The sequence below is a fragment of the Candidatus Binatia bacterium genome, from assembly GCA_036504975.1.
Lineage (GTDB): Bacteria > Desulfobacterota > Binatia > UBA9968 > UBA9968 > JAJPJQ01.
Window position 1 is genome coordinate 1 of record DASXUF010000143.1, and the last position, 19,459, is coordinate 19,459.

Genomic DNA, 19,459 nt, shown 5'->3' on the forward strand with positions numbered 1-19,459 from the left:
ATGCAAGTCTATTATGACCGTGATGCGGATTTGAAACATCTCAGAGGCAAAAAAGTGGCGGTGCTGGGCTACGGCAGCCAGGGGCACGCGCACGCCCTTAATCTGAAAGATTCCGGCGTCGAGGTGGCCGTTGGGCTCAGAAAGGACAGCAACTCGTGGCCCAAAGCCGAGAAGGCCGGGCTCAAAGTCATGGAGACCGCGGAGGCCGCCAAGTGGGGCGACATCATCATGATCCTGCTGCCGGACGAGCTTCAAGGCGAAGCGTACGAGAAGGAGATTCGTCCTGGGCTGAAAGACGGCAAATATTTAGCCTTCGGCCACGGATTCAATATCCATTTTAAGAAGGTGGTGCCGCCCAAAGGCGTCAACGTCTTCATGGTCGCGCCGAAAGGGCCCGGCCATCTTGTCCGCAGCGAGTTCGAAAAAGGGCGAGGCGTGCCGTGCCTGCTCGCGATCCAGCAAGACCCGTCGGGCGACACCAAGCAGGTGGGACTGGCTTATGCCAGCGCGCTCGGCGGCGCGCGGGCCGCGGTGATCGAGACGACTTTCAAAGACGAGACCGAGACCGATCTCTTCGGCGAGCAGTCGGTCCTCTGCGGGGGGCTGTGCGCGCTGATTCAAGCGGGATACGATACGCTGATCGAGGCGGGCTATCCGCCCGAGATGGCCTACTTCGAATGCGTTCACGAGGTCAAGCTGATCGTCGATCTCATCTACGAGGGCGGACTCACCAACATGCGCTATTCGATCAGCAACACCGCCGAGTACGGCGACCTGACGCGCGGGAAACGGGTCATCGGCCCCGAAGTGCGCCAGGCAATGAGTAAAATCCTCGCCGACATTCAGTCGGGCAAGTTCGCCGAGGAGTGGATCACCGAGTGCCGCGCCGGCATGCCGCACTTCAAGGAGCTGAGAAAAGAGGCGTCGAACCATCCGCTGGAGAAAGTCGGCGAGAATCTCCGCTCGATGATGCCCTGGCTGGCGCAAAACCGCCTGGTGGACAGATCGAGAAACTAGGAAGGCAGTAGGCGATAGGCGGTAGGCAGTAGGCAAAGAGAAAGAATTCTCACCCTCGAGCCTCAAGCCTCACGCCTCATGCCTGTTGCCAATGAAAATCGCTAGAGAGGGCTATCCATATATAGTTGCCCTGGCTCTTCTGACCGTAATGCTCGCCGTCCTCGGCTTGGCGTGGACCGCCGCCGTCTCCGGCCTCGTTACGTTCTGCGTTGCTGCTTTCTTTCGTGATCCTGACCGGAATCCGCCGGCGGGCGAAGCTTTGATCCTGTCGCCGGCCGACGGGAGATTGATGGAAATCCGGGAGACGAAGGGCAACGGCGCCGCCGAACCCGGCACTCGGATCAGTATCTTCATGTCCCCATTGGACGTGCACGTGAACCGGTCTCCGGTCCGGTGCTCCGTCGAAGACGTAGAGTATAGGAAAGGGCGGTTCATCGCCGCATATAAGGAAAGCTCGTCGGAGAACAATGAGCAAAACGCTCTTACCATGGTCGATTCACGCGGGAGGAGGTTGAGGGTCGTCCAGATTGCAGGGGTCGTCGCCCGGCGCATCGTCTGCAAAGTTAAGAAAGGCGACGTCTTGGAAGCGGGACAAAGATTCGGTATTATAATGTTCGGTTCCAGAGTCGATGTCTTCTTACCCCTTGGAGCCGGTCGCGAAGTAAGCGAGGGGCAGCGCGTGAAGGGAGGAGAAACTATTCTGGCGCGATTCGACCATTCGATAAACCAAGGGTCACCGTCCCGAGGATGATCGAGAGAAGAAGCCCATGAACGAATTCGACGATCAACAAAACGACAGACTGGCGAGGGCCAAGGTCCGGATATTGCCGAGGAGAACGACGCCGCGCGTTCCTCTGAAGCAGAGGGTGCGCCATCGCCGGGACCAGCTCAAGAAAGGCGTCTATCTCATCCCCAGTCTGTTTACGACGGGTAATCTCATCTGCGGCTTTTTCTCGCTCGTATCGACCTTTAACGGCGATTATTTTAAAGCCTCTCTTTTTGTCATCTTGGCCAATGTTTTGGATGGCCTGGACGGCCTGGTGGCGCGTATGACCAAGACGACGAGCCAGTTCGGCGTCGAGCTGGATTCGCTCGCCGATCTGGTTTCTTTCGGCGTCGCGCCGGCGGTGCTGGTTTTTTATTGGGCGCTGGTGCCCTGGGGTACGTGGGGCTGGCTCGCGGCGTGTTTATACGTGGTCTGCGGCGCGCTCAGGCTCGCGCGCTTCAACGTGCAAATCAAGAACGTCGAAAAGATCCATTTCGTCGGCCTGCCGATTCCGGCGGCGGCGGAGATGATCGTGGCGACCGTGCTGCTGTATTATAGCTTTGGAGTAGAAGGCGCGGCGAACAAGGAAGTGATATTGCTCCTGGTCATTTATTTGCTGGCGGGTTTGATGGTTAGCAATTTCAACTACTTCAGCTTGAAGCAGAAGCTGGTCCTTAAGAAGAAGCATCCTTTCTGGGTTCTGGTTTCCGGTATTCTCTTGATCAAGCTTTTTATCGTCGAGCCGCAGATTATGTTTTTTTTCACGGTTCTCTTGTATACTCTTTCCGGCCCCCTCTTGTGGACCCTTACCGTTTACAAGCGGCGACGGGAGAAGAGAGGGGAACTCGCAGAGGCGCTGCATTAGTTCCCCTTTCGATGTCTTTACAGCTCCCGTCGGCCGACGATGCCGCGGGAGCTTTTTTTTATCTGGAGGATGAGCCATGAAAGACAAGGTGAATGACAATTCGATGGTAAGAATATTCGACACCACGCTGAGGGACGGCGAGCAGTCGCCCGGCGCGAGCATGACGGCGGAACAGAAGGTCGTCATAGCGCGGCAACTGGAAAAGCTCGGCGTAGACGTCATAGAGGCCGGGTTCGCCGCTTCTTCCGAAGGCGATTTCGATTCGGTCGTCCGGATTTGCAAGGAAGTAAGCCGGCCGCGCGTCTTGAGCCTGGCGCGCTCTCAAGAAGGCGACATCGATCGCGCGCTGAAGGCGGTGGAGCAGGCAAAAAATCCGGGGATTCATATATTTATCGCGACATCCGATATTCATCTCAAGCACAAGCTCAGAATGTCGCGCGACGAAGTTCTTGCGGCTGCGGTCAAGGCCGTGAGCTACGCCAAGAAGCACATCGACTATATCGAGTTCTCGGCCGAAGACGCGTCGCGGAGCGACCCCGAATTCATGATTCAAGTTTTTAAGGAAGTGATTCGGGCGGGCGCCAGGACGATCAACGTGCCGGATACGACCGGATACGCGATCCCGTCGGAGTTCGGCGTCCTGATGAGCAACTTGATCGAGCGCACGGCGGGGGCCGACCGTGTAACGTGGAGCGCTCACTGTCATAACGACCTAGGCCTTGCGGTGGCGAACTCGCTCGCCGCGGTTCACAACGGCGCCAGGCAAATCGAATGCACCATCAACGGGATCGGCGAGCGCGCCGGCAATACTTCTCTGGAAGAAGTCGTCATGGCGCTCAGAACGAGAAAGAACTATCTCGATTTGGACACCGGGATCGTCACGGAGCAGATCTATCCGACGTCCCGCTTGGTTTCCCAGGTCACCGGCATTCCGATTCCGATCAACAAGCCTATAGTCGGCGACAATGCTTTCGCCCACGAGGCGGGCATCCATCAGGACGGCGTGCTGAAGCATAAGCAGACGTATGAAATCATGACGCCGGAATCGGTCGGCATCACGGGAAATCGCCTGGTCATGGGCAAACATTCGGGACGCCACGCTTTCGACGAGCGCTTGAAGCATCTGGGCTTCAATCTCAGCAAGGAAGACATGAACCGGGCGTTCCTGCGTTTCAAGGAATTGGCGGACAAGAAGAAAAACGTTTACGACGAGGATATCGAGGCGATCGTCGCGGAGGAGATTCTCCGCGTGCCGGGGCAGCCGGACCGCTACGAGCTGTTATACCTCAACGTGAATTCGAGCTCCGAGGGCGTCCCCGCGGCGACCATTAAAATGCGCGTCAACGACGAGGAAAGGATGGATTACGCCACGGGCGACGGCGCCGTCGATGCCTGTTACAAGGTGATCGCCAAGATCACGGGGTCGCAATCGCAGCTCGTGCGCTACACCGTGAACGCCATCACGGGCGGCGCGGATGCGCAGGGCGGCGTCTCGTGCATCATCGAGGACGACGGCATGCGCGTCTCCGGCCAGGGGGCGCACACGGACATCATCATGGCCAGCGCGCTGGCGTTTATCAACGCGCTCAACAAGCTCGAAGGCCGGAAGCACTATCGGCGGATGGTGGAGAGGGAAGGGCCGTAAAAAAAGTTCCGAGTTTCGGGTTCCGGGTTTCGAGTTCAAAAGATGACTAGGGAGGGGATGAGTTGAGCAGCTACAGAATAGCCGTGTTGCCGGGAGACGGGATCGGGCCGGAGGTCGTGCGCGAAGGGACCGAACTCTTGAGCCGCGTCGCCGAGCTTCACGGCTTCAACGTGGAATATGAAGAAGGCATCGTCGGCGGCGCATCGATCGACGCGCACGGGAAGCCGCTCACCGATTCGGTCTTGAAGCTGGCGAAGCAGGCCGATGCCGTGTTGCTCGGCGCAATGGGCGGACCGAAGTGGGACAGCCTGGATTATTCGATTCGTCCGGAGCGCGCTTTACTCGCGCTGCGCCAGGAGTTGGGACTTTTCGCCAATCTCCGTCCGGTGAAGCTCTTCTCGGCTCTCGCTGCGGCCTCGACGCTCAAGCGCGAAGTCGTCGAGGGGACCGATCTTCTCGTTGTGCGCGAGTTGACCGGCGGGATCTATTTCGGCCAGCCCAAGGGCGTGACCAAGCTTCCGGACGGCACCGAGCGCGGCGTGAACACGGAGGTTTACACGACGCCGGAGATCGAGCGCATCGCGCGCGTCGGTTTCGAGGCGGCGCGCAAGCGGCGGAAGAAATTGACTTCGGTTGATAAGGCGAACGTGCTCGAAGTCACGGAGCTGTGGCGCAAGGTGGTCACCCGCATGCACAAAGAGAACGGTTACGGCGACGTTGCGCTCGACCACATGCTCGTGGACAACTGCGCGATGCAGCTTATTCGGGATCCCAAGCAGTTCGACGTGATGGTCACGACCAACATGTTCGGCGATATCTTGAGCGACGAGGCGGCGATGCTGACCGGCTCGATCGGCATGCTGCCGTCGGCGAGCCTCGGCGGCAAAGTCGGCATGTACGAGCCGGTGCACGGCACCGCGCCGGACATCGCTGGGAAAGACATGGCCAATCCGCTGGCGACGATTCTCACGGTCGCGTTGATGCTGCGCCATTCGCTCGATCAGGGCAAGGCGGCGGACCGGATCGAGAAGGCGGTCGAGGACGTGCTCAACGAAGGCTACCGCACCGCCGACATCAAATCGGAAGGCTGCAAGCTCATCGGTTGCAAGGAGATGGGAAAACGGGTCAGGGAAAAGGTAGGTTAAACAATTTTCGATTTTCGATTTCAGCCCGAGGCTGATCAGCCTCTCTTTTTGGCTGAGCCGATTTTCGAAAATACAAAATTAATAAATCGAAAATGGGAGAGGGGCAGTGAAAAAGGAGCGGTATAACGTGGCCGTCGTTGGCGCGACGGGAGCGGTCGGGGAGCAGATGCGCGAGATCCTGCAGGAGAGACTTTTTCCGGTAGGCGAATTGCGGCTGCTCGCGTCGGAGCGATCCGCCGGCCAATTCCTCGAATTCGAACAGAAACAGATTCGAGTCGAGGTCGTCCGGGAAGATTCTTTCGACGATATCGATATCGCGCTTTTTTCCGCCGGCGGATCCGTGAGCGGTAAGTTCGCTCCGATCGCCGTCGCTGCCGGCGCGGTCGTCGTCGATAATACCGCGCGCTTCCGCATGGAGCCCGACGTCCCACTCGTCGTGCCCGAAGTCAACGCGAGCGAGATCGCCAATTATAAAAGTCGCGGCATTATCGCTAATCCGAACTGCTCGACGATCCAGATGGTCGTCGCCCTCAAGCCGATACACGACGCGGCGCGGATCAAGCGCGTGCTCGTCTCGACCTACCAGTCCACCTCAGGCGCCGGCCGCAAGGCGATGGAAGAGCTGAGCCAACAGACCCAAGCGCTGTTCAACGGCAAAGAGCCGGTGAGGGAGAAGTTCCCGCATCAGATCGCCTTTAACTGCATCCCGCACATCGACGTCTTCCTGCCGAGCGGCTACACCAAGGAGGAGGCAAAGATTAGCAACGAGACGAAGAAGATCCTGGGGGATTCGTCGATCGGGGTGACTGCGACCTGTGTGCGCGTGCCGGTTTTCTGCGGCCACTCCGAGTCGGTGAACATCGAGACCGAGAAAAAGCTCACGGTCGGCGACGTCAGGGCGATTCTGCGCGAGGCGCCGGGAGTTTTGCTCTGCGACGCGCCCGAAGAGAACGTTTATCCGATGGCGATCGACGCGGTCGGCACGGACGCGACCATGATCGGCCGGGTGCGCGAGGACGATACCGTCCCCAACGGCATCAATCTCTGGATCGTCGCCGACAATCTCCGCAAAGGCGCGGCGCTGAATGCCGTCCAGATCGCGGAGATACTGATCAGGGATTACTTGTGAAGCGTTGTTATGGGAACGGTACGAAAAGCCAAGCGCAGTCCGCTGCCCATTAGCCAGCGGCGACGACCTCGTCCATCGCGGATTAAAATACCTTCTAAATTACCTGCAACTCCAGCCGAGAGGCTTCAACTCGCCATGGAACTTTCCGACCTGTGTCTCGCTTTGCGCGACGCCGCGCGCCGGAAGCGGTGATGGCGCCGCGGTTTGCGCGCGCTCTGCGCACTTTGCCAAGCCTGTTTAAAGCTGCGTCTGCTTCGCTTCCCACTCCTATTCGCTTTGCCTTGATTGGAGGGTTAGGAGTGTCAGCCTGGGGCGCGGTGCGCGCGACTCAGGATATCGATCTGTTAGCCGACTCTGACTCAAGCCCGGTGCGCGACCTTGAATTTCGCGATCGGTTGCAGAGGCATTTGGAGGGAAAAGGCTGCGTCGTGGAGTGGAGGATCGGCGGCTTCGATGATCCGGTTCCGTTGCTTTTGCGGCTGAAGCTCCACCGTTCGGCCGGAGGCATGACCGTCGATATTCTCTGGGCGCATAAACGTTATCATCGGGAGGCGCTCGTCAGGAGTATTCCCTTGAAGGTTGGTCGGTTCCAGGTTCCTGTTCTTCATCCGGAGGATTTGATTCTCATGAAGCTGGAAGCCGGTGGTCCGCAGGACCTGTTGGATGTAGAGACACTGCTCTCCAATCCGCCGCCCGTACTGAGTCTCAAGAGCCTCCGGCAGAAAGCGGCAAAACTTCGTCTGGGTGAAATGTTAGACGAGTGCTTGCGTAACGCTAAGACAAAAAAACAAAATCGTAGCCGCAAGGCGTGGCGCTGAACGCCCTCCAGATCGTGAAGACTTTGATCAGGATCACCTGTGAAGCAGGGATAGCCGGTAAGCCAGGCTCACTTGGACTTCTGGTTCTTGTTTCCTCGCGCTTCCAACCACTTCTTAAGGGATTCGGGACTCTCGCCAGAGCGGTGACCCGCTAAAAGTCCGGCGACTGTGAGATCCTCGTCCAAGTCAGGCCAGTGGATATACGTCCCGTCGCCAAATATCTCGACGCGATTTCGCTCCTGATCGGAGCCGTGCCACAGACGGGGATACCAAGCCACAGGTACAATGATGGTGCGGCCGTCCACCAGGTCCACCGTCAACGCTTCTTCGCTGACGGAAACGCTTCGAGCGCGAGGCTTGGCCGCCGATCCTCCTTCTTTTTCTTCACGCATCGTTATACTCCTACCTCGTCTATGGAATAGTGACTTCGTTGAAGCTGCCGGGCAAGGCGGCATCAATCGCTTCCTGGACTGCTGCGGCAGCCTTTTGAATGCGGGGCCAACTGGTAGATGACAGCACAACGACATCGATTTTTAGCCTGCCAAGATTTTGCTGATCGCGGAGATTTTTGTCGGTTGTAACAAAAATCTCGAAGCTCGCCTGATCTGCCGCTGAGAGCAGATCGCCGTTATTCAAGGTGCTCCATCCGCGCTCATACGAGGTTTCAACTTGATGTGGGGTAAGGAGTTTGCGCAAGGGTACTGGCGTACCCTGATCGAAAAGAATGCGCACTCAGGCAACCTGGGGTAAAGCCAAGCTTCTGGCCGCGTGGTCGAGGACGGCGCGCACCTGCTCGATAGTGACGCCCGGAAACAACTGAACAAATTGATCGATCTGGACCCCGTCTTCAAGGTTCTCAAAGAGAGCAGCAACCGGGACGCGCGTGCCGCGAAATACCCACTGGCCGCTTACGCGCTCTGGGTCACGCTCAACCGCCGGACAAGAGGGCCAATCCAACATGGCTCTTATCCTAACCTCGGTAGCACGGCGATTCAAGGCGAGAGTTAAGAGGGTGAATAACTTCTTTCTTTCCCTCCCATGAAAAGAGCAGGTAAGGATGCCGATCTGGCAAGGAGTGACTGTTTGGGATAAAGATAAAAACATGTCCCAAATCTTCGACATCACCCTTATCACCCGCGGCGCTAGGATTCGCCGCTCGCCGTTTTTCGAGGCGACGCAGAAATATGGTTGCAAGAGCTACACGGTGTACAACCACATGCTGCTTCCGAGCTACTATGACGATCCGGTGAAGGAATACTGGAAGCTGATCGAAGGGGTGACGCTGTGGGACGTGGGCGTGGAACGGCAGGTGGAGATCACCGGCCGCGATGCTTTCAAGCTCACCAATATGTTGACGCCGCGGGATTTGAGCAAATGTAAAGTAGGACAGGGAAAGTACGTGCTCATCACCGATGAGAACGGCGGCATCATCAACGATCCGGTGCTGATGCGCCTCGGCGAAAATCACTTTTGGCTCGCCGTTGCCGACAGCGATGTGCTGCTGTGGGCCAAGGGCGTTGCGCTGAACTCCGGAATGGATGTCAAGATTCAAGAGCCGGACGTTTCGCCGATTCAAATCCAGGGACCGAAGTCGAAGCCGGTGATGGAGCGTCTGTTCAGCGCAAAAATTTTGGATATGCCCTACTACCACTTCGTTGATACCAAGCTGGACGGCATTCCTCTCATAGTCACCCGCACCGGTTGGACGGGCGAGGTCGGCTACGAGATTTACCTGCGTGACGGAAGCCGCGGCGTGGAGCTGTGGGAGAAAGTGATGGCGGCGGGAAAGCCGGAAGGCATCACGCCGACCGGACCGTCGGACATTCGCCGCATCGAGGCCGGTATACTCAACTACGGCATCGACATGACGCTGGAGAACAATCCGTATGAGGTCGGGCTCGATCGCTTGGTCGAGCTGGATCAGAAAAACGATTTCATCGGCAAAGCGGCGCTCAGGCGCATCAAGGCCGAAGGCGTGAAGCGCAAGCTAGTCGGCATTGAGATCGCCGGCGCGCCGCTGGATTTAAATCTCACGCGCTGGCCCGTGAGCCGGAACGGAAGGAAGGTTGGCTTTGTCACCTCCGCCGTCTTCTCGCCGCGCCTAAAGAAAAACATCGGCTATGCCATGCTCCCCGTGGAACACGGCGGCTTGGGAACAGCGTTGACGGTGGCGGTTCCGGACGCGGGAGACAGGCGCGCGACGGTGGTAAAAAAACCCTTCCTCGATCCGCAAAAAAATATCCCGAAGTCTTAAGAGGAGTCACTCCCGCGGAAGCGGGAATCGTGCGCCCGTGAGGGCGCCACATTAGCACGGTGAAAGTCCGTGTCGGAGTATGCCACAACTCCGTAGCTGCGCAGCCGTGGGTCCATCAGTTGACCGACGCCTTTGTTCGTCGCAGGCTACGTGCGATCCTGCGTAAGCAGGAGAAGCGACCGGGGCTGGGGAAATGTCGCGACGACCATCTTCGGTGGCCGAATACTTTCTTCGCAACACAAGGGCTGTTCACCTTGAGTACGGCCCGTGTGTTAGCGAGCCAATCCCGATGAGGAAACTACCGACTGGAGAGCCGTGTGCGGGAGAACCGCACGCACGGTTCGGAGGGCGGGGACGGCGCAAGCCGTTTCCGACCCCTATCAGGTTAAAAAAGACTGGATTCCCGTTTTCACGGGAATGACGGATAAAGACACGCGCGCCCGCCTCATTCATTTCCTCGCGGTGCTAGGTTTTGGAGCGATGAACCGGCAGGCCCAGAGCGAAATAAAAAACAGAACCGCCGTTATCAGTGGCCCGACCATGAACAGGTTGGCCACGCCGGTAACCGAAGCGATCAGACCGCCCATGCTTGGACCGACGATATTTCCCAGATCGCCGGCCGCGTTATAAAGCCCGGATGAGACTCCGCGCGGCACGCGCGCTTCATCCGTTTCCTGGACCAGGCTGATCGAGTTGCTGACGATCGCGACGGCGCGGACAAAGCCGGCCGAGACATGCACGATCAGCAGCGTGATGAAATCGGCACAAAAAGGGATGAGCAACACGAAAGCCGACTGCACGGGCATTCCGCCGTAGGAGAGGCGGCGATGCCCCAATCGTTTAACGACAAGGCCGCTGATCGGCCGCGTAATCGCGTTGCAAAGAGCGTAGAATCCTTTGATCACGCCCACCTGGGTTAACGTCAGTCCGACCGCCAGACCATAGAGCGGTAAAAAGACATTCGCCATCTGGTGCAGCAAATTCAAGAACAGCGCGACCACCGCGACAGCCGCGAGCTTCGGCTCCCAGGCTGACTTAAGAGACTGCAACCAATTCAGGTTTGGTCGCGGCGATCCGCCGTCTTTTTTTTTCGTGTCCGATGATGCGGCGCTCTTCTTCAAAGTGAAGAGCAGCCCCGCGCATAAGAACGACAGCAGCGCCGCTAACTGGAAGGTGGCCTCGTAGCCGAACCGGTCGGCGACGAATCCCGCCAGAAAATTACCCGTCGAATAGCCGAGCGCGAGACTGCCGGCGTAGTAACCCATCGCGTGGTTGCGGTCTTCGTCCGGCGGCAGCGAGCCGATGTAAAAGGCCAGATAAAGCGTGGTGGCCGCGCCGTAGGCGAAGCCGTTGACTCCGTGAACAACGGCAAAGGTGAGACTTGTGACCGCATAGGAATAGAGGAAATTGGTGGCCGCCATCGCCAAGAGCGCCAGGCTCATCAACGCGCGCGCCCGCTTGTCCGTGTACGCGAGACCCGAGGGGATCCGCGATGCGAGCGCCAGAACCGGCCCCAGAGAGATCAGCGAGCCTATCATGGCGACGGGAAACTCGGCGCTCTGGAGAAAGGGCGGGACGATCAGGCCCGCGACGTTTTGCTGCGCGGTCACGGCGATGACCGGCAGGCACAGCTTCAGGGTTGCCGTCTTCATGATTCGATCGCTCGGGTGGTTCTACGCAACCCTTAAAACCGTTCGAAAGCCCGCGTGTCATTCTGAGGCGAAGCCGAAGAATCTCTCCTAACTTGAGTTGTTTGCACATCGAACTGCGTGTCGGCCCGAGATCCTTCGCTCTGCTCAGGATGACAAAAGAAAAAGCTCGCAGTGGCGGGTCGTCCCGCGGTAAATTGCAACAGCCTTTTTATCCCAAGTCCCCGCCGACTTCCAGCGATGGCAAATTTATTCTCGTTGAGATAAAGGAAAGACGCGATCGGAGGTCATGAGATGGAATTGAAGCGCTCGTGGATGTTTGTGCCGGGGCACAGGCAGAAGATGATCGATAAGGCGCTGACGCTGAACGCCGATGCGATCATGCTCGACATCGAGGACGGCGTCGCTCCCAACGAGAAAGATACCGCGCGAAAACTCATCGGCGAAGCGCTCGGGCGCGAGCGAGCGCCGAAATCTCCTACTCGCTTCGTGCGCATCAATGCCATCGGCCACGAGCGGATGGAGGTTGACCTCCAAGAAGTCGTGCGTCCGGGATTGGACGGGCTGGTCCTGCCCAAGGTCGAAGCGCCGGAGGAAGTAAGGAAAGTCGATACTTTGCTGAAGGCGCGCGAGCTCGAGCACAAGATCGAGATCGGCAGCACGAGATTGCTGATAGCGATCGAAAGCCCGCGCGGCCTTCTCGACGCGCCGGGCATCGCCGCCGCCTCGCCGCGCGTCATCGGCTTGATGTTCGGCGCCGAGGACTACGGCCGCGAGATGGGTCTCCCGACCAAACGGGAAGGCGAGGCGCAGGAGCTGCTTTACGCGCGCTCCGCGACGGCCGTCGCGGCCGCATCGGCGCACGTCCAGGCGATCGACGGCGTCTGGGTCGATTTGAAAGATTCGGAAGGCCTCGGGCGATTCGCGCGCCAGTCGCGGCGGCTCGGGTTTTCCGGGATGTCTCTCATCCATCCATCGCAGATCGACCCGATCAACGCCGTCTTCAGTCCGACGCCGGAAGAGATCGAATACGCCACGCAAGTAGTTCGGGCCTTCGAGGAAGCGAATGCGCGCGGCGACGGGTCCGTTGCTTTTGGGGGCCAGTTGATCGACCGGCCGATCGTCGAGCGCGCAAGGCGTACGTTGGAAATGGCAAAAACTCTGGGTATCAAAGCTTAGGCAAAGGAGGCTGATCATGAAGCGTCTCGCTAAATGCCTTGTTGTATGTTTCTTCGTTCTGTTGCCGTGGGTCTCTTCCGCTCAGGTTAAGATGACGATGACCAAGATCGCCGACGGCGTCTACTTCATGCAGAACTCCGCTGGCTCGAGCAATTCGACTTTCATCGTCACCGACGAAGGCGTGCTCGTCTTCGACATCGACATCCGCACCGCCGACCAGACGCTGGCGGCCATCCGCAAGCTCACCGACAAAAAAGTAAAGTACCTGATCTCCTCCCACGCGGCGGGAGACCACGCGACCGGCGCCTGGCACTTCCGCGAGGACAAGCCGGTCTACATCGCGACGAAAAATCAGGTGCAAGATCTCTTCATGCAAGAGGCGAAGGAATTCGAGGAGCGCGCCAATGACCCCAAGGTCGTCGGCTACAAGGGCAGAGAGCTGATCCGGCCCGACATCGGCTTCGATGGAGCCATGTCGCTTCACTTCGGCGGGCTGACGTTCCTGATCACCGCCGAAGGTAGAGGGCACAGCACCGGCGATCTCACGGTCTTTATTCCCCAGAAGCGCCTCATGCTCATGGGCGATCTCCTCGACACGGAAATTCATCCCGGCCAGGGAGAGTCGGCGGGTGTCTGGTTTTCAAACGTGAAGGGATGGATCCAGATTCTCGACAATGTCATGGCGCGCAATCTGCCCGTCGATACTTATGTTCCCGGCCACGGTCCGGTGCATCTTGGGCGAGGAGTCAAAGACCTCGAAGAACAAAAGCGCTATTTTGTCGTCATGCGCGACGAGGTCGCCAAGATGGTCGCGGCCGGCAAAACGCTCGAGCAGGTCGAAAAAGAGTTCAAGATCCCGCAGGAGTTCGCGCACTACAAGCGGCCGGAGAGGCTCAGAGCGTTCTACAAGCTTTTTTATAATCAGCTAATCGAGCGCGGGTACTAGCTCGGATTATTCACCGTAAAACATTGTCTCCGTAGGCGCCTACTTTGTGCCTGTTCCTTTGTGTGCTTCGGAGCGCCAGGATAAGCCTGGCCTTCGTGGTCAAAAAGTTTAGCGCGCAATATGGTTTCCTTGTCAACGAACGGACCGGAGCGGCCTCACGGATTTATGCTTTACAATTTCCACAGCACGCAGTAGATAGGATAAATCGAGATCGCCGAGGTGATCTATGGCAAAAGTTAAGGACATTCTTGCGCTCAAGGGTCAAAGCGTGTGGTCGATCGCGCCCGATTCGTCCGTCTACAACGCGATGAAGCTCATGGCGGAAAAGGGAATCGGCGCGCTTATGGTCATCGACGGAGAAAAACTTGTCGGGATCCTCTCCGAGAGAGATTATGCGCGCAAGGTCATTCTCCAGGGGCGCGCTTCTAGAACCACGCAGGTCAGGGAAATCATGACCAGCCACGTCTTGTATGCCCAGCCCGAGCAAAACATAGAGGAATGTATGGCGCTGATGACCGACAAGCGCGTCCGGCATCTGCCGGTTTATGAGGAAGGCCGCCTGGTCGGCGTCATCTCCATCGGCGATCTGGTGAAATCCATCATCACGGAACAAAAGTTCATCATCGAACAACTGGAACGCTACATCAGCAGCTAGTTGGGGCGGCCATAAAGGGCCAGCTAGTGCTAGTGCGTTGCGCTCGATCTGTCTCGCTCGACGTACTGGAAGAGTACGCCTGCGCTCGCCAGATCGTCGCCCGCCTTCTATCTGGCGCCTTTCTGACCGCCCTAAAAGTCTCTGAAGGATATTTCCGCATCCCGGTAAAATAGCGGGGCCAGAAAAAAGCGGATTTTCTTTTTAAAAACCCCTTGACAGGCGTCGTGAAATAGCATAAGAAACTTAGGTCTAGTACGTGTTCAACCTAAGGAGTTTAGGCTTGCTGGACCAAATAGATTTAAAAATTCTTTCTATTCTGCAAAACCAGGGCAGGACCCACCTGGCGGACATCGCCAAGGAGGTGGATCTCTCCTCGCCCGCCGTGATGGAGCGGGTGAAGAAGCTCGAATCGAGCGGCATCATCAAGGGCTATCAAGCGGTTCTCGATCCCAAGAAGGTGGGCAAGGACGTCACGGCTTTCGTCGGTGTATCAGTGGCGCACCAAAAATATATCGACGGGTTCGCCGCCTACGTGTCGCGGCAGCGTGACGTGCTCGAATGCCATCACGTAACCGGCGAAGAGAGTTTCATTCTAAAGGTGAAGACGGCCAACACCGAGTCGCTGGAGAAGCTTCTTGGACAGATCCGTTCTCTGGAGGGCGTGACGGGCACGGTCACGAAGGTGGTTCTTTCCAGCGTCAAGGAAAGTCAGAAGTTGGAATTCGACAACGGGGTGCCGAAGAATTCGCGAAAAAAAGTGACCAAAGCCGGTTAGTTTTATGAAGGATGCGGAGATGAAAAAGCCGGGGATGCCTCAGAAGCAGGGACTTTACGATCCGAGATTCGAACACGATGCCTGCGGCGTCGGCTTCGTCGTCCATATCAAGGGCGAGAAGTCGCATCAAATCGTCGAACAGGCGATTACGGTCCTGGAGAATCTCGATCACCGCGGCGCCTGTGGCTGCGAGGAAAACACCGGCGACGGCGCCGGCATCCTGCTGCAGGTCCCGCATGCCTTTTTTCAACAGGCCTGCGAAGGGCTGGGATTTCGCCTGCCCGACCCGGGGCAATACGGCGTCGGCATGATCTTTTTGCCGGACGATCGAAAACAGCGCCAGCACTGCGAGAAGACGCTGGAAAAAATCATCACCGGCGAGGGCCAGCGCGTCCTCGGTTGGCGCAAGGTGCCGACGGACAATATGTATCTCGGCGACACGGCCAAAACCAGCGAGCCGTTCATCCGGCAGGTTTTCATCGGCCGCGGCAAGGCGATCAAGGACGACCTGGCGTTCGAGCGCAAGCTCTACGTCATTCGCCGCCGCGCGGAAAACGCGCTGCGCTACGGCAAGGACGCCGTCGGCGAGTTTTTCTATATTTCCAGCATGTCGTGCAAGACCATCATCTATAAAGGCATGCTGACCGCGCGGCAGTTGAGCACGTTTTATCCCGATCTGACCGATCCCGATATCGAAGCCGCCATCGCCGTCGTGCACTCGCGCTTCAGCACCAATACGTTCCCGAGCTGGGGCCGCGCGCATCCCTACCGCTACTTGATTCACAACGGCGAGATCAACACGCTCCGCGGCAACGAGAACTGGATGCACGCGCGCCAGGCGATGCTCGCATCGCAATTGTTCGGCGACGACGTGTCGAAGCTGTTTCCCATTATCCAGGAGGACGGCAGCGACTCGGCCAAATTCGACAACTGTTTGGAGTTCCTCGCGCTCAGCGGCCGCTCGCTGCCGCACGCGATGATGATGATGATCCCGGAGCCGTGGGAAAATCACGAGAGCATGGACGAGCGGAAGCGCGCCTTTTACGAGTACCACAGCACGTTGATGGAGCCGTGGGACGGCCCGGCCTCGATCGCCTTCACCGACGGCGCCGTGGTCGGCGCGGTGCTCGACCGCAACGGCCTCCGTCCGTCGCGCTACTACGTCACGAAAGACGATCTCGTGATCATGGCTTCGGAAGTGGGCGTGCTCGAGGTGCCGCCGGAGAGAGTCCTGGAGAAGCGCCGCCTGCAGCCCGGCCGGATGTTTTTGGTCGATACCGAAGAGGGGCGCATCATCAGCGACGAGGAGATCAAGCAGCAGATGGCCTCCGCCCAGCCGTACCGCCAATGGCTCGACGAGAACACCGTGCACTTCGACCAGTTGGCGAACGGCGCCGAGAAACAGCCGGCGCATCAACATCACGCCACGCTGCAGCGCCTGCAGGCGTTCGGCTACAGCTTCGAAGACCTGCGCGTCAACATCGGGCCCATGGCGCAGAACGGCATCCAGCCGGTCGGCTCGATGGGCACCGACACGCCGCTGGCCGTGCTCTCCGACAAGCCGCAACTGCTCTACAACTATTTCAAGCAACTCTTCGCTCAGGTCACCAATCCGCCGATCGACCCGATCCGCGAGGAATTGATCACCTCGATGACCGTCACGCTGGGATCGGAAAGAAATTTGGTGGATCCGACGCCGGAAAGCTGCCGGCAGTTGAGACTCTCGACGCCGATCCTAAAAGACTCGGAGATGGAGAAGCTGCGCCGCCTCGACTTGCCCGGCATTAAGACCGTCATGCTGCCGATTCTTTTCAATCCCCACGAGGGCAAAGCGGGCCTCGAAAGCGCGCTGGAGGAACTTTTCCACGCCGCCGACCAGGCCATCGCCAACGGCGCGACGATTTTGATCTTGTCCGACAAAGGAGTCGATCGCAGCCACGCGCCGATTCCCGCTCTGTTGGCATCGTCGGGCCTGCATCATCACTTGATCCGCTCCGGCACGCGCACGCGCGTCGGCCTGGTGCTGGAATCCGGCGAGCCGCGCGAGGTGCATCATTTCTGTTTGCTGATCGGCTACGGCGTGCAGGCGATCAACCCGTATTTGGCCTACGAGTGCCTGAACGACATGATCGGCGAGAGGATGCTGAAGGACATCACCTATGAGAAGGCGGTGAAGGGCTACGTCAAAGCCGTCGCCAAAGGCGTGGTGAAAGTGATGTCGAAGATGGGCATCTCGACGATCAAGTCCTACTGCGGCGCGCAAATTTTCGAAGCGGTCGGCCTCGGCCGGGAACTCATCGACAAGTATTTCACCTGGACGCCGTCGAGAGTCGGCGGCATCGGTCTCGAAGAGGTCGCGCTGGAATCGCAGCGCCAGCACCAAAAGGCGTTCCCGACGTTTCAGTTCAACGGCCACACGCTCGAAGTCCACGGGCAATATCAGTACCGCGCCGACGGCGAGCTGCATCTGTTCAATCCGAAGACGATCCATCTTCTGCAGAAGGCGTGCCGCAGCGACAATTACGCGACGTTCAAGGAATATACGAAGCTCGTCGACGATCAGTCCGAGCGTTTGGCGACGCTCCGCGCCTTGATGGAGCTGAAGCCCGCGGCCAAGCCGATTCCGATCGAGGAAGTGGAGCCGGTGGAAGAAATCGTCAAGCGTTTCAAAACGGGCGCGATGTCGTATGGCTCGATCAGCAAGGAGGCGCATGAGGCGCTCGCCATCGCCATGAACCGCATCGGCGGCAAGAGCAACACCGGCGAAGGCGGCGAAGATCCGGCGCGCTACGTCCTCGACGCCAACGGCGATTCGCGCAACAGCGCGATCAAGCAGGTCGCTTCCGGCAGGTTCGGCGTTACGAGCTACTACCTCACGCAGGCGAAAGAGCTGCAAATCAAGATGGCGCAAGGCGCCAAGCCGGGCGAGGGTGGCGAATTGCCGGGACGAAAAGTTTATCCGTGGATCGCCAAGGTGCGCTACTCGACGCCCGGCGTCGGCTTGATCTCGCCGCCGCCGCACCACGACATCTACTCGATCGAAGATCTGGCGCAGCTCATTCATGATCTCAAGAACGCCAACCATCACGCCCGCATCAGCGTGAAGCTGGTCTCCGAGGTCGGCGTGGGGACGATCGCCGCGGGCGTGGCGAAAGGCCACGCCGACGTGGTTTTGATCAGCGGCCACGACGGCGGCACCGGCGCCTCGCCGCAGACGAGCATCAAGCACGCCGGACTGCCATGGGAATTGGGGATCGCGGAGACGCACCAGACGTTGCTGCTGAACAATCTTCGCAGCCGCATCGCCGTCGAGACCGACGGGCAGTTGAAAACCGGGCGCGACGTCGTGATCGCCGCGCTGCTCGGCGCCGAAGAGTTCGGCTTCGCAACCACGGCGCTGGTGGCGCTCGGCTGCATTTTGATGCGCGTTTGCCATCTGGACACCTGCCCGGTCGGTATCGCGACGCAGAATCCCGAGCTGCGCAAGAAATATGAGGGCGATCCGGCGCACGCCGTCAACTTCATGCGCTTCATCGCCGCGGAGATGCGCGAGTACATGGCCAAGCTCGGCTTCCGGACCGTGAATGAAATGGTCGGGCGCTCGGACAGGATCGAAATGAAGCGCGCCGTCGATCATTGCAAAGCCAGCGGTTTGGACTACTCGGCGATTCTCTACCAGCCGAAGGTCAAGAAGGACGTCGGCCGCTACTGCCAGATTCCGCAAAATCACGGCCTAGAAAACGCGCTCGACAATCAGGTCTTGCTCGATCTCGCCGCTCCGGCGCTGGAGGGACGGGAGAAAGTCAAAGCGACCTTGCCGATCCGCAACACCAATCGCGTCGTCGGGACTATTTTAGGCAGCGAAGTCACGCGGCGCTTCGGACCGGAAGGGCTGCCGGAAGACACGATCGATTTTCATTTTCAGGGCTCGGCCGGCCAGAGCTTCGGCGCCTTCATTCCCCGCGGCGTGACGCTCGAACTGGAAGGCGACGCCAACGACTATTTCGGCAAAGGCCTCTCGGGCGGCAAGGTCATTCTCTATCCGCCGGCGGGCTCGACTTTCGCCGCCGAGGAGAACATCATCGTCGGCAACGTGGCCTTCTACGGCGCGACCGACGGCGAAGCCTATGTTCGAGGTGTGTCGGGCGAGCGCTTCTGTGTGAGAAACAGCGGCGTGCGCGCGGTGGTCGAAGGCGTAGGCGATCACGGCTGCGAATACATGACCGGCGGGCGCGTCGTGGTTATCGGCAAGACCGGACGGAATTTCGCGGCGGGCATGTCGGGCGGCGTGGCCTACGTGCTCGACGAGGACGGCGACTTCAAGAGCCGCTGCAATCTCGAAACGATTCAGTTGGAACGCCTCGACGAGGCGGATTTGCGCGAGGTCGAAGAGATGCTCAAGCGCCACGCGACGTACACGCACAGCAGTCGGGCGTGGCAACTCCTGGCTTTTTGGGAGGAGGCCGCGCCGAAGTTCGTCAAGGTCATGCCGCAGGACTACCGGCGCATGCTCGAAGCGCTGCGCCAGGCGGAAAGCCAAGGCCTAGTGGGGGATGAGGCGGTCATGGCCGCTTTTGAAGCTAATAAAAATGATGCTGCTAGGGTGAGTGGAAATT

17 protein-coding genes are annotated in these 19,459 nt (G+C 58.8%); 13 read left to right on the forward strand and 4 right to left on the reverse strand.

The genetic code is table 11. The features are described from left to right. From ilvC to VGL70_18155, 7 genes are all read left to right on the forward strand, one after another. Positions 1-1,017, forward strand: a complete 1,017-nt coding sequence (ilvC, locus tag VGL70_18125; GenBank protein ID HEY3305443.1) for a ketol-acid reductoisomerase — start codon at positions 1-3, stop codon at positions 1,015-1,017. Between the two features lie 91 nt (positions 1,018-1,108). Further along, complete coding sequence (locus VGL70_18130) at positions 1,109-1,768, forward strand: phosphatidylserine decarboxylase family protein (GenBank protein ID HEY3305444.1); 660 nt, start codon at positions 1,109-1,111, stop codon at positions 1,766-1,768. Positions 1,769-1,784: 16 nt separating this feature from the next. Beyond that, the gene (gene pssA / locus VGL70_18135) at positions 1,785-2,648 is read left to right on the forward strand and encodes a CDP-diacylglycerol--serine O-phosphatidyltransferase (GenBank protein ID HEY3305445.1); all 864 of its coding nucleotides are present in this window, start codon (positions 1,785-1,787) and stop codon (positions 2,646-2,648) included. 76 nt (positions 2,649-2,724) lie between these two features. Further along, positions 2,725-4,293 carry a 2-isopropylmalate synthase gene (locus VGL70_18140; protein ID HEY3305446.1) on the forward strand — a complete coding sequence of 523 codons (1,569 nt, stop codon included), beginning with the start codon at positions 2,725-2,727 and terminating at the stop codon, positions 4,291-4,293. A gap of 62 nt (positions 4,294-4,355) precedes the next feature. Next, on the forward strand, positions 4,356-5,438 hold the full coding sequence (gene leuB / locus VGL70_18145; GenBank protein ID HEY3305447.1) for a 3-isopropylmalate dehydrogenase: 1,083 nt from the start codon (positions 4,356-4,358) through the stop codon (positions 5,436-5,438). Positions 5,439-5,544: 106 nt separating this feature from the next. After that, positions 5,545-6,567, forward strand: coding sequence for an aspartate-semialdehyde dehydrogenase (locus VGL70_18150; GenBank protein HEY3305448.1), 1,023 nt, complete (start codon positions 5,545-5,547; stop codon positions 6,565-6,567). 191 nt (positions 6,568-6,758) lie between these two features. Continuing rightward, positions 6,759-7,385, forward strand: a complete 627-nt coding sequence (locus VGL70_18155; protein HEY3305449.1) for a nucleotidyl transferase AbiEii/AbiGii toxin family protein — start codon at positions 6,759-6,761, stop codon at positions 7,383-7,385. Positions 7,386-7,453: 68 nt separating this feature from the next. Here the strand turns inward: VGL70_18155 and VGL70_18160 are convergent, their stop codons facing one another. From VGL70_18160 to VGL70_18170, 3 genes are read right to left on the reverse strand one after another with little or no spacing between them, the layout of a single operon-like run. Next, the gene (locus VGL70_18160; GenBank protein HEY3305450.1) at positions 7,454-7,777 is read right to left on the reverse strand and encodes a DUF2442 domain-containing protein; all 324 of its coding nucleotides are present in this window, start codon (positions 7,775-7,777) and stop codon (positions 7,454-7,456) included. Positions 7,778-7,796: 19 nt separating this feature from the next. Continuing rightward, entirely contained in the window at positions 7,797-8,117 is a 321-nt protein-coding gene (locus VGL70_18165; protein ID HEY3305451.1) for a hypothetical protein, read from the reverse strand. Then, positions 8,118-8,345 carry a DUF433 domain-containing protein gene (locus VGL70_18170; GenBank protein HEY3305452.1) on the reverse strand — a complete coding sequence of 76 codons (228 nt, stop codon included), beginning with the start codon at positions 8,343-8,345 and terminating at the stop codon, positions 8,118-8,120. 142 nt (positions 8,346-8,487) lie between these two features. On the opposite strand from VGL70_18170, the gene VGL70_18175 reads away from it, so the two are divergent. Continuing rightward, entirely contained in the window at positions 8,488-9,639 is a 1,152-nt protein-coding gene (locus VGL70_18175) for a glycine cleavage T C-terminal barrel domain-containing protein (GenBank protein HEY3305453.1), read from the forward strand. Between the two features lie 449 nt (positions 9,640-10,088). On the opposite strand, the gene VGL70_18180 is transcribed toward VGL70_18175, so the two are convergent. Beyond that, complete coding sequence (locus VGL70_18180; protein HEY3305454.1) at positions 10,089-11,291, reverse strand: MFS transporter; 1,203 nt, start codon at positions 11,289-11,291, stop codon at positions 10,089-10,091. A gap of 291 nt (positions 11,292-11,582) precedes the next feature. On the opposite strand from VGL70_18180, the gene VGL70_18185 reads away from it, so the two are divergent. From VGL70_18185 to gltB, 5 genes are all read left to right on the forward strand, one after another. Beyond that, on the forward strand, positions 11,583-12,467 hold the full coding sequence (locus tag VGL70_18185) for a CoA ester lyase (GenBank protein ID HEY3305455.1): 885 nt from the start codon (positions 11,583-11,585) through the stop codon (positions 12,465-12,467). A gap of 16 nt (positions 12,468-12,483) precedes the next feature. Next, positions 12,484-13,413, forward strand: a complete 930-nt coding sequence (locus VGL70_18190; GenBank protein HEY3305456.1) for an MBL fold metallo-hydrolase — start codon at positions 12,484-12,486, stop codon at positions 13,411-13,413. Positions 13,414-13,639: 226 nt separating this feature from the next. Next, entirely contained in the window at positions 13,640-14,068 is a 429-nt protein-coding gene (locus VGL70_18195) for a CBS domain-containing protein (protein HEY3305457.1), read from the forward strand. Positions 14,069-14,348: 280 nt separating this feature from the next. Then, positions 14,349-14,843: an Lrp/AsnC family transcriptional regulator gene (locus VGL70_18200; protein ID HEY3305458.1), complete on the forward strand. Its 495-nt coding sequence runs from the start codon at positions 14,349-14,351 to the stop codon at positions 14,841-14,843. 19 nt (positions 14,844-14,862) lie between these two features. Next, on the forward strand, positions 14,863-19,459 hold a 4,597-nt coding region (gene gltB, locus VGL70_18205; GenBank protein HEY3305459.1), incomplete at its 3' end, for a glutamate synthase large subunit.

Bases quoted from the DNA above. Each gene is read 5' to 3' on its own strand.
- ilvC (HEY3305443.1), top strand. From the start codon at position 1: ATGCAAGTCTATTATGACCGTGATGCGGATTTGAAACATCTCAGAGGC.
- VGL70_18130 (HEY3305444.1), top strand. From the start codon at position 1,109: ATGAAAATCGCTAGAGAGGGCTATCCATATATAGTTGCCCTGGCTCTT.
- pssA (HEY3305445.1), top strand. From the start codon at position 1,785: ATGAACGAATTCGACGATCAACAAAACGACAGACTGGCGAGGGCCAAG.
- VGL70_18140 (HEY3305446.1), top strand. From the start codon at position 2,725: ATGAAAGACAAGGTGAATGACAATTCGATGGTAAGAATATTCGACACC.
- VGL70_18155 (HEY3305449.1), top strand. From the start codon at position 6,759: ATGGCGCCGCGGTTTGCGCGCGCTCTGCGCACTTTGCCAAGCCTGTTT.
- VGL70_18160 (HEY3305450.1), bottom strand. From the start codon at position 7,777: ATGCGTGAAGAAAAAGAAGGAGGATCGGCGGCCAAGCCTCGCGCTCGA.
- VGL70_18170 (HEY3305452.1), bottom strand. From the start codon at position 8,345: ATGTTGGATTGGCCCTCTTGTCCGGCGGTTGAGCGTGACCCAGAGCGC.
- VGL70_18175 (HEY3305453.1), top strand. From the start codon at position 8,488: ATGTCCCAAATCTTCGACATCACCCTTATCACCCGCGGCGCTAGGATT.
- VGL70_18180 (HEY3305454.1), bottom strand. From the start codon at position 11,291: ATGAAGACGGCAACCCTGAAGCTGTGCCTGCCGGTCATCGCCGTGACC.
- VGL70_18185 (HEY3305455.1), top strand. From the start codon at position 11,583: ATGGAATTGAAGCGCTCGTGGATGTTTGTGCCGGGGCACAGGCAGAAG.
- VGL70_18190 (HEY3305456.1), top strand. From the start codon at position 12,484: ATGAAGCGTCTCGCTAAATGCCTTGTTGTATGTTTCTTCGTTCTGTTG.
- VGL70_18195 (HEY3305457.1), top strand. From the start codon at position 13,640: ATGGCAAAAGTTAAGGACATTCTTGCGCTCAAGGGTCAAAGCGTGTGG.